The 10,131-nt window shown below is 47.9% G+C and carries 3 protein-coding genes and 2 pseudogenes; 3 read left to right on the top strand and 2 right to left on the bottom strand.

Going from position 1 to position 10,131, the window contains the following annotated elements; all coding sequences use genetic code 11:
• The coding region (locus tag D9742_RS22630; protein ID WP_130238305.1) for a hypothetical protein at window positions 1-1,983 on the bottom strand (1,983 nt) is incomplete at its 3' end.
• Between the two features lie 398 nt (window positions 1,984-2,381).
• Here D9742_RS22630 and D9742_RS23745 point away from each other — a divergent pair.
• Window positions 2,382-6,815, top strand: a pseudogene (locus tag D9742_RS23745) (autotransporter outer membrane beta-barrel domain-containing protein); the annotation flags it as partial.
• Between the two features lie 206 nt (window positions 6,816-7,021).
• Window positions 7,022-7,892: pseudogene (locus D9742_RS22615) on the top strand (IS256 family transposase).
• 44 nt (window positions 7,893-7,936) lie between these two features.
• Here D9742_RS22615 and D9742_RS22610 read toward each other — a convergent pair.
• Window positions 7,937-8,926, bottom strand: a complete 990-nt coding sequence (locus D9742_RS22610) for a tyrosine-type recombinase/integrase (RefSeq protein WP_130238302.1) — start codon at window positions 8,924-8,926, stop codon at window positions 7,937-7,939.
• Window positions 8,927-9,324: 398 nt separating this feature from the next.
• On the opposite strand from D9742_RS22610, the gene D9742_RS22605 reads away from it, so the two are divergent.
• Window positions 9,325-10,023 carry a hypothetical protein gene (locus D9742_RS22605; RefSeq protein WP_130210293.1) on the top strand — a complete coding sequence of 233 codons (699 nt, stop codon included), beginning with the start codon at window positions 9,325-9,327 and terminating at the stop codon, window positions 10,021-10,023.
• The last annotated feature ends 108 nt before the right edge of the window (window positions 10,024-10,131 follow it).

Below are 10,131 nucleotides of genomic sequence, written 5' to 3'. Positions count from 1 at the left end.
AACCGCGCCGTCTTTACAGACGAATTCCGGTGCACGATAGGTCCGCTTCACCCCGTCCGGTGCGGCAGGCTGGTCCTGCGGAATTTCAAATTTGATTTCCTGCAGACGGAGATAATTCACCCCCTTGTGCAGATAGGCATTTTCGACAAGACAGGCATGGATGTAATAGGTCTTTCCGGCCTCGAAATTAGATTCGGTAAAATACAGGGCGATATCGGGCGCGCCACCACTGGCTTTAAGCGGGATCTGCGTTTTTCCCAGTAACGTCAGCGGCGTGTAGTGGTTCTTTTTCTGTATCTCTTTTCCGGCAAATAGATACACCGCGCCGCCCAGCAGGTCGTGCTCCTTCACCGCCTCCCAGTTCGAAAGCAGCGGGAATGTCGCCAGGCCATAGCTGTCATCACCGGGGCGCGCCTGAGGGTTCTGCCCTTCTGCCACGCTGACAGCTGGCGCCGTCGCGGCCTCCCAGGCACTGTTGATAAAAAAGTTCGCGGTGTTGACCATCGTCCCGACGCCATAAATCCCGGCGCTGAACGCGGTAAGCAGCGTGCGGTTTTCCCGGGGCTGCACGTTAATGACGGCGCTCCCCAGGTCGTCCAGCATGACGTAAAAATAATCCCCACTGGTTCTGTCTGTCGCACAGGGGACAATTTCACTGAACGATGCATCGCTGATGATGGCATCTTCGGTAATGCGGGTCACGAGGGGGTAAAAACAGGCCTGGGTGTTTCTTAGTCCCGGCACGGTCAGCCGCCAGGCCATAGCAGGACGTGAGGATAACGGTCGCGTGCTGTCATTGCTGTAATCAATTAACACCGGTGTATCGGCAGCAAAAGTGACGTCAACATCAATATCGGCATCCCAGGCTACATTCCAGGTCACGGTTTCAGAGGTAACCGGGATTCCACTATTATCAAGGCAGCAGGAAACCGTCCACGACAGGCGGTCACCTTTCATCAGGCTGTCATCCACAGTCAGTAAGCAGCCGCCATATAAGGTATTGCCGTCCTGCCACCAGGAGATTTCAGGAGGATAAAAATTCCCCCGGTTTAATGCAAAGGGACACTCGGTTCCGGAAAAATGTTCACCGGCTTTCAGTTGATACTGAAACGTGGCATATAGCGTCTGTCCGGGAAAAATATTGCAGTTGTTTTGCGGGCTGATATGCAGCAGCCGGGATGAATTGGCTTCGCGGATGCGCAGTGGGGACATCGCACACCATGCAAAACTTGCATATGCCCAGACTTCACGATTGGCAATTTCCTCTTCTGTAAAGGGCATCGTTACCTGATTATTTTTATCCACATCCATAATAGCTACCCCCTCTATGGAGGAGGCTACTTCACATTCCAGTTCCCCGCTAAAACAAAAACATACTTTACGATTACAACATATATTCCCGCCAGGAATTAATGTGACTGTATCAGTTAAATCACGGAAATCACCAGTACTATTGACAACCATGTCTACTGCGTCATATGTGCGTAAATCTAAATTATATGGAGTTTCAACGACAAGATCGGTACTGATATCACCAAGATAAAAGGTAAGAGTTATACTTTGTACATAAGGTACCATTGTTTTTTCTATCAGAGTTTCTGCGTTGTTCAGAGTAAGGAAGGGCAAAATACCAAATAAAAATTCTCCATTCTGATCTGTTTCTGTATTATAAAAGCCATAACTATCCTGTTGTAATTTCTTTGCGTCACCCTCATAGGATATTTTGAGTATTGGATGAGTATCAAGTGTGGACCAGTCATTTTTGGTGACCACATCAACATGATATTTGAAGGGGCTTTTTTTTATTGGATTATTTTCAGCGTCAAAAATTTTAATCAGATAATAAATGTGGTTATTCTTAAGATTACTTCCATCCGGTGAATAGAGGGTTGCGCAGACTGGGCCTTTCCGTTGACTTATAGTCATAGTCAGCCCATCTTTCTCTATCTTTTTGTACGTGGTATTAATTACTTTAGGTGACATTGTATTATCCTGTGCTTTGTTCATTGCTCACACTTAGTATGATGCTATAAAATAATAACCGTACACCATCTGTTGCGGCTTACCGTTATGACACCAATTGATGATGTGGGTAATTAATACCGCACCTTTATTAAAACAAGTACTTATAAAGAGATTATGTTTTTATAATTATGCAGGTACTGTTACATTAACCGTTAGTTTCTTGTCTATCTGAGCATTGCATTATTTCATCAGTGAGCTTTTGCGGTTTGATTTTTAAGATATCTATCTCTACAAATAAGAATATTACTTCTTTTATTTATAAAAGAAATCTGTAGTCCTTAAGTAAAATGTTATAGAAATAATGTACCAGATGGAGTGGTTCATTTAATTAAAGGATGTATAACATGAACAACGTATTCAATGTTGTCCGTAACGAATCTACTGGCGTCTGGGTCGCGGTATCGGAGTTTGCAAAGAGTCGGGGAAAACGAACCGGACGTCGTATGCTGGCCGGCTTTGCGATGACGCTGGTTGTTTTCGTATTGACACTAAACTGTGTTACTTCGTCGCTCGCCGCAACGGTGTCGATTCTGCCGGGAGAGAGCGTCTATCTGTCACAAATCTATGGCACTGGCGCAAATCAGACAACGCGTTTAAGTGATCTCATTTTTAATGGTACGAGCTCTTCTCCGGCAACGCTTATTGTTGACCGCAATACGCCACTGGGGACAGACAGTTGGTTGTTTAATGCCACCGGTAATGCCGTTAACTTAATTAGTCTGAGTGGAACTCGAAGAGCAGTGATTAAGCTGCTGGACGGTATTGATATGACAATAAGCAACTCCACAGGGGGAGCTGTTTATAATTCCGGGACTGCTTCGGGAATTGTGTATGAACTCGGCAATGGCAGTCAGCTCCGTTTTGTCGATAACCGTGCCAATAATGGCTATCGTGGCCTTATCATCTCAAATTCAGATGTGCTTTTCCGTGGTGCGAACGGTACTGTTGTTTTTGACAATAACAGCGCCTACTCCTATGACCCCGCGATAGATACCACTAACGCCAACATTATATTTGAAGGCAACGTAACGCTGACCAATAATGTCAATCACGCTATTGCCGGCGGTGTTATTCGGTTACATGACTCGGGCAATTTGATTTTCAGTGGTACAGACGCCTCCATTATTATCGGTAATAACAGCGCAATAAGTTCGGGTGGCGGATTATTTTCTGACGGAAGTGTGCAGTTGTATGGTAATGCCGATATCTATGGTAACCGGGCTGTCAGGGATACTGCGGGAGCTATCGTTGCACAGACCGGACTGGTGATGGAGACGAACGGTATCGATGGTATGAAAGTGCATGGAAACTATTCCAATGGCCAGTATGCAGGCGCTATTCTTATCGGCAACAGCGCGAATTTTACCGGCACGAGTCTGCTACATGCGAAAAATAGCGATATTCAGTTCTATAATAATTTCACCGGGGTCGGAAATCTCTTAACGCCCAATATGACATATGCGGTTGCCAATGCGATTAATATCCGCCAGCCGAATGGTGTGTTGAATATTGCTGCTGACGCTGGGCGTCAGATTCTGTTTCGTGATCCGATAACCAGTTTCAACTCCACTGGCGTGGCAATAAATGTCATTGTTGGAATTAATACCACCAACGGCAGCGATGCTACCGATGGGAAAGTGACTTTTAGTGGCGAAGATTTCACACCTGGTTCTCAAAATACGCAATCGCGGATTTATGCCAATACCACCGTTTATGGTGGTGTCCTGGAACTGAAAGACAATGCTCAGTATGGCATAAACACCAGCAGCACGCGGTTTACATTGCGGGACGGTGCCACTTTATTGTCAACCAGCACGGCGGCGAATACCGTGAATGTGCTTTCATCCGGCACCATGAATTTCGCCGATGGCTCGCTGATTAAGAGCAATGGCGACAGCAAATTGAATCTGAATGCCGGTAGTCGGCTGATTGGTACTGCAGCAGGTGACACGGTAGCGATTGAAACCGACGGAGCCGATAAACTGACACTCGGCGGAGTCCTGTCCGGCCCTGGCAAACTGGAAAAGATCGGCACGGGAACCTTATCTACGGCTAACGCCAATCAGTTCCTCAACACAGGTGGATTCAATGTCAAAGAAGGAACACTGAACGCGCAGAACATGGCGCAGAGTTTCAGTTCACTGGATATCCAACATAACGCGTTAATGACGATGGGCAACAGCGGCGAAAACCTGTCGATCACCGATCGCGCCATGATTGCCGGTACGCTGGAAAACGTCCAGACGCTGAATAAATCAGGCAGTGGTGAGCTGCAGATTGCTAATTCCGTAGGCGCTAACCGGTTGGATATGTCTGGCGGTACGCTGAAAGTTGATGCCGGTGAAACGCTGATTGTCGCTGCGGACGCAAATTTTGGCAGCGGTGTAACCGCGCAGGTTGATATTGCCAGTGACCCGGCACTGAGCGCCGATACTCTCCAGCTTACCGGGAACAATACGCTGGATATCTCCGGCTATGCCCCTGTTTCTGATGAGAATCTGTATATCCTTATCCGCACCCGGAACGGGATTAGCGGCGATTTCAGCTATACCGTCGCAGGACAGGCTTTGCAGGATTATGTCGATACAGACCATTTTCTGATCGGATGGGCGAAGAAAGATGACGACAGCAAAAATGTTATTGCGCAGTTTGGTCTGGTCTGGTTAAACACCGAAGACTCCAGTGCTCACGGTACGTTCAACGTAACGGACAGTCACAGCTTTACCCTGGGAGACGCACTGCAAGATAATCTGAACTCCACCGCGTATGGTTTCGGCTGGGACGGCAAAAGCCTCAGCAAAACTGGTGGCGGTACGCTGATATTCTCCGCCATCAACGGCTATACCGGTAGCACGACTGTTAATGAAGGCACACTGCGGACCGCTATCGCCGACACACTGAACAGCAGTAGCGATATTATCGTCAACGGTGGTGTACTCGATCTGAACGGCAACAATCAGCAGGCTAACCGCCTGAGCGGCAGCGGTGGCGTTGTGATGCTGAACGGCGCATCGCTGATCGCCGTTAACGCCACGGACAGTGATAATTCGCGTTTTGACGGTGACATCATCGATGGCAATGTAGCTGGCGGCCGCTTCATCAAGAACGGTGATGGCAGCCTGACGCTGGCGGGACAGACGGCCTGGATCACAGATACTGAGATTAATGCGGGGGAGCTTGTCTTTGATGGTGCCAACGGTGGCGCGCAACTGACCAGCAATATTATTGGTAATAACGGCAGCCGACTGACTCTGCAAAACGGCGCACAACTGACCGGATGGATCGACCCGGCGAATGTCGATATTGATGCTGCCAGCCGCTGGAACATGACAGCTGCTTCAAAGGTCAACGATCTGAGCAGTGCCGGAACGATCTCGATTTCCGCACCTAACGATAATGATTTCAAAACCCTGACCGTGGCGGGCAACTACACTGGCAATGACGGTCTGATTGTGATGAACACGGAACTGGGGGGCGACGATTCTCAAACCGACAAGCTCATTGTTCACGGCGATACGGTCGGTAACACCAGGGTTGCGGTGCATAATGTCGGGGGCGTGGGTAAACAGACTGACAACGGTATTGAACTGGTTCATGTTGACGGCAGCTCTACCGGTCACTTCGCCCTGACCACCGGCACTGTGGAAGCTGGCGCTTATGTTTATACGTTGGCGAAAGGCACTGACAGTGCGGCGCAAAACTGGTATCTCACCAGTAAGTGGAAAGGTCCCGTTTTACCTGTTCGACCCGTTGTACCGGAGGCTCCGGTCAAACCACCGGTAGTGGATCCGATGGCACCAGACGCGCTGCGCCCGGAAGCGGGTAGTTATATCAGCAATATTTCAGTCGCGAACACGCTGTTTAACCACCGTCTGCACGATCGTCTTGGTGAACCGCACTACACCGACGCGCTAAAAGAGGACGGACTGGCAGCCAGCATGTGGATGCGCCATGTCGGCGGTCATGAACGTTCTGTTGTCGGTGACGGTCAGTTGAAAACGCAGAGCAACCGTTATGTGCTGCAACTGGGGGGTGATATCACACAGTGGAGTACCGACGGCACCGACCGCTGGCATTTGGGGGTGATGGGAGGTTATGCAAACGCGCGCAGCAATACCCGCAGCGACCGCGCCGGTTACGGCTCTGACGGACGTATCAACGGTTACAGCGCCGGGCTGTACGGAACCTGGAACCAGAATGAGGCGGATAAAACCGGGGCGTATGTCGATAGCGGGATGTTGTACAACTGGTTTAATAACAGTGTGGCAGCAGATAACCGCGCCAGCGACAGTTACAGTTCGAAAGGACTGACTGCCTCACTGGAAGCGGGTTATACCCTGAAATCCGGAGAGTTTTCCGGCAGTCGGAGCACGCTGAACACCTGGTATATCCAGCCGCAGGCACAGGTTACCTGGATGGGCGTGAAGGACAATGCGCACAACCGCAACGATGGGACCCGTATTGAAACTCAGGGCGATGGTAACATCCAGACGCGTCTGGGTGTGAGAACGTACCTGAACAGTCATCACAAAATGGATGATAGTAAGCAGCGTGAGTTGCAGCCATTCGTGGAAGTAAACTGGATCCACAATACCGAAACCTTTGGTGTGAAGATGGATGGCGTAAGCATCAGTCGTGACGGCGTGCGTAATCTGGGCGAAATCCGCACCGGGGTGGAAGGTAAAGTGAATGCTAATCTGAGCATCTGGGGCAACGTTGGTGTACAAACAGGTGACAAAGGCTATAGCAACACTCAAGGAATGCTGGGGATTAAGTACAGTTGGCGCTAACATTGCCTGATGCGCTACGCTTATCAGGCCTACATATCAAAGCAATATATTGAATTTGCGCGATTTTATGGCCGGATAAGGCGTTTACGCCGCATCCGGCATGAACAAAACGCACTCTGTCAGAAAACGGGAAGGAGCCTGTACATAGATTTGTGTAATTGCCTGATTTTGATATGTTCAATCCAGCATCAAATGAAGGTTAATTTATGGACGAAAAACAGTTACAGGCTCTGGCTAACGAACTGGCCAAAAACCTCAAAACCCCTGAAGACCTCAGTCAGTTTGATCGGCTGCTGAAAAAGCTCAGCGTTGAAGCCGCTCTCAATGCAGAGATGACACACCATCTTGGGTATGAGAAAAATCAGTCCAGACCAGGAGCTAACTCCCGCAACAGTTATTCCACAAAGACCGTTATCACAGGCGACGGTCCACTGGAACTGCGTACTCCGCGCGATCGTGACGGTACCTTCGAACCACAACTGGTAAAGAAAAATCAGACCCGTATTACCGGGATGGATAACCAGATCCTCTCGTTGTATGCCAAAGGGATGACCACCCGTGAGATAGCTGCTGCGTTCAAAGAACTGTATGACGCAGATGTTTCACCGGCACTGATATCAAAGGTTACCGATGCCGTGATGGAGCAGGTTGTAGAATGGCAAAACCGACCACTGGATGCTGTTTACCCCATTGTTTATCTTGACTGTATCGTCCTGAAAGTTCGGCAGGACAGTCGCGTCATCAACAAATCGGTGTTCCTGGCACTGGGCATCAATATCGAAGGTCAGAAAGAACTGCTGGGTATGTGGCTGGCCGAATCTTGCCACGTTCTTCGCTTATCCAACGGACATCCGCAAAGTGATCTATACGACGAATGCCATCGAGTCGCTAAACAGCGTGATCCGCCATGCGATCAAAAAGCGTAAAGTGTTCCCGACAGACGACTCGGTGAAAAAAGTGGTGTGGCTGGCAATCCAGTCTGCGTCCCAGAAATGGACGATGCCGTTGAAGGACTGGCGAATGGCAATGAGCCGCTTTATTATCGAGTTCGGTGACCGCCTGGACGGTCACTTCTGAGAAAAGGCATTTACACAGAATCCTAAACAGGCTCCGGGGAAGCGCTAATCAAAATTCAGTTTGTCGCGGGCGCGACGAAGCCGTTGCTCGCCACGGCGATCGTATTTTTGCGTTGTTGTGACACTGGCATGACCCATCGCATCTTTTACCGTGATTAAGTCTTCGCCGTTTTCAAGCAACGCAGTAGCAAACGTTCTTCGCAGATCGTGAGGGGCGCATTTTTCAATTCCTGCCTCTCGCTGCCTCACCTGCAATATGTGATAAACCGCCTGGTCAGTGAGTCTTGCGCAGGTCACATCATCAAAACGGCGGATGCGCGTAAACAACGGTCCCGGTGCATCTCCCCTTACCTGTTCAATCCAGGTCTGTAATCTTACCCATGTCCCTTCCGGCATATAAGCCAGCCGTTCTTTATTCCCTTTTCCTAAGACACGCAATGCGCGTTCATAAGTGACAATGTCACTTATATTAAGCCCTACGGCCTCAGAACGACGCAATCCACAGCCTAACAACACTCCCAACATCGCAGCGTCTCTGGGGCCACGACAGCTACGATCGGTTTCGCAGACCTGAAATAACTGCCGGATCTCTTCTCGGTGCAATGCCCGACCTCGTTGAAGTTTACTTCCGCGAAAATTACGTACGGCAAGAATGTGCTGGAAGCTTTCGACATCCATAAGCTTCAACATCCAGGCCTCTTTCGCTACGCCTTTAAGTGCAGACAAATAGGTATTGATTGTCGCCGTTGCCCTGCCCGTATCCCGTAGCAATTCAGCAACCGCCATGATGTGGTGTCGGCGTAAACTGCCCCAGGGGCAAGTCTCCGCATTGGCCGCCCCCAACATTCTGGCAACGATGCCCAGAAAAGATGCCATCGTTTGCCGACTGCGCGGTGAGTTAAGAGAAAGCAAGTATGCCCTTACCGGATTAAGGAGATGCTCGCTTTCTACAGATGTTGGCCATAACTCGGGTTCTGAGGGAACGAGTTGCTGAAAATTATTCATCTCAGGATCATTGTCGGGAAGATGGGTCATACAAAGACCTCACAACAGCGAAAAACGTCAGATGCGCTACGTAAAAAATTGGCATAAGTGTGCCACACAAGTGGCATTCAGAAAATCTACTTTTTCAAAGGTACATTTTAATAAGTAGAGTCGATTATGATTCCCCATACCCGGAACATATCCCATTCCATAGACGCTGTGGCGAAACAGCCAAATCCAGATGCCATCAGGAAGAAGCATAAAGTCGCTCATACAAGATGTTATTACGATAAAAGTAATAGCAGTTTATTTTTTAGGCTGAATTAATTCTCGAAGCTGATGGTTTTATAACCAATAAATGACAGCACTTATCTGTATAAAAATAATAATATCTCTTTGCCGATTATGTTTATTAAGCCTATTTCAATTAAACAATTAAGGAATTTATTATGCCAAAAGTTACTGGTGTTCGGGTGAATTACTATGATTTCGATATGAAAAAAGATATGACTAATGGGTCTTTCCCAAAAACATTATTCCCTGGGGCAACATTTCAGATGATGGTTGATAATGATGTTGTCTATAATAATACGGTAGACTGGAGTGTTTCTACCAATGCAGGAGACAACACAGTTACTGTAAATCAGGACGGCGTAGTGTCATTTTCAAAAGATATTGATGAAAATTGCATTGGTAAAACATTTGTCATTTTTGCCACTAATAAGGTTACAGACAAATATATTTCAGCATATGTAATTAAACCTCTTCGCTTCTTTAAACCACATGTCGAAACCTGGGATGGATTCTGCAGCGCATGGAAGTGGGTTGTGGATGAAAAAGGCACTTTCCCTGCCCGCCGCGATATCAACAATGTCCCTTACGATGAACTGGAAATCGAATCATATCATGATATAAAACGTGAAGTAAATTCTGGGCTTTTTCAGGAATGGGGATTTTTATTATTTAGTGGGTGGACTAATCCTTTACATGGTGCAATTGGTAATCATGAATCAGCAATTTTTTCGGAAGAAAATAACGAAATATATATCTCGGAAGTACGCTCCCATAACTCAAGAGATCTCTGGGATGATTCGATGGATCTATATGCACAGGCTGTGGCGTTTTACGGACAATCTATTGTTTCATGATATTTTTATACGCGTAATACTCCTCCAGTAATTGAGAACAATATTATTATTTGTGGGAAACCCCATAGTCAATGCATTGAATATATATAGTGGTCAACAAAAACTGGC

The sequence above is a fragment of the Escherichia sp. E1V33 genome (assembly GCF_004211955.1).
Lineage (GTDB): Bacteria > Pseudomonadota > Gammaproteobacteria > Enterobacterales > Enterobacteriaceae > Escherichia.
The sequence above is the reverse complement of the archived record's forward strand: the minus strand, read 5'-3'. Positions and strand labels throughout refer to the sequence as shown.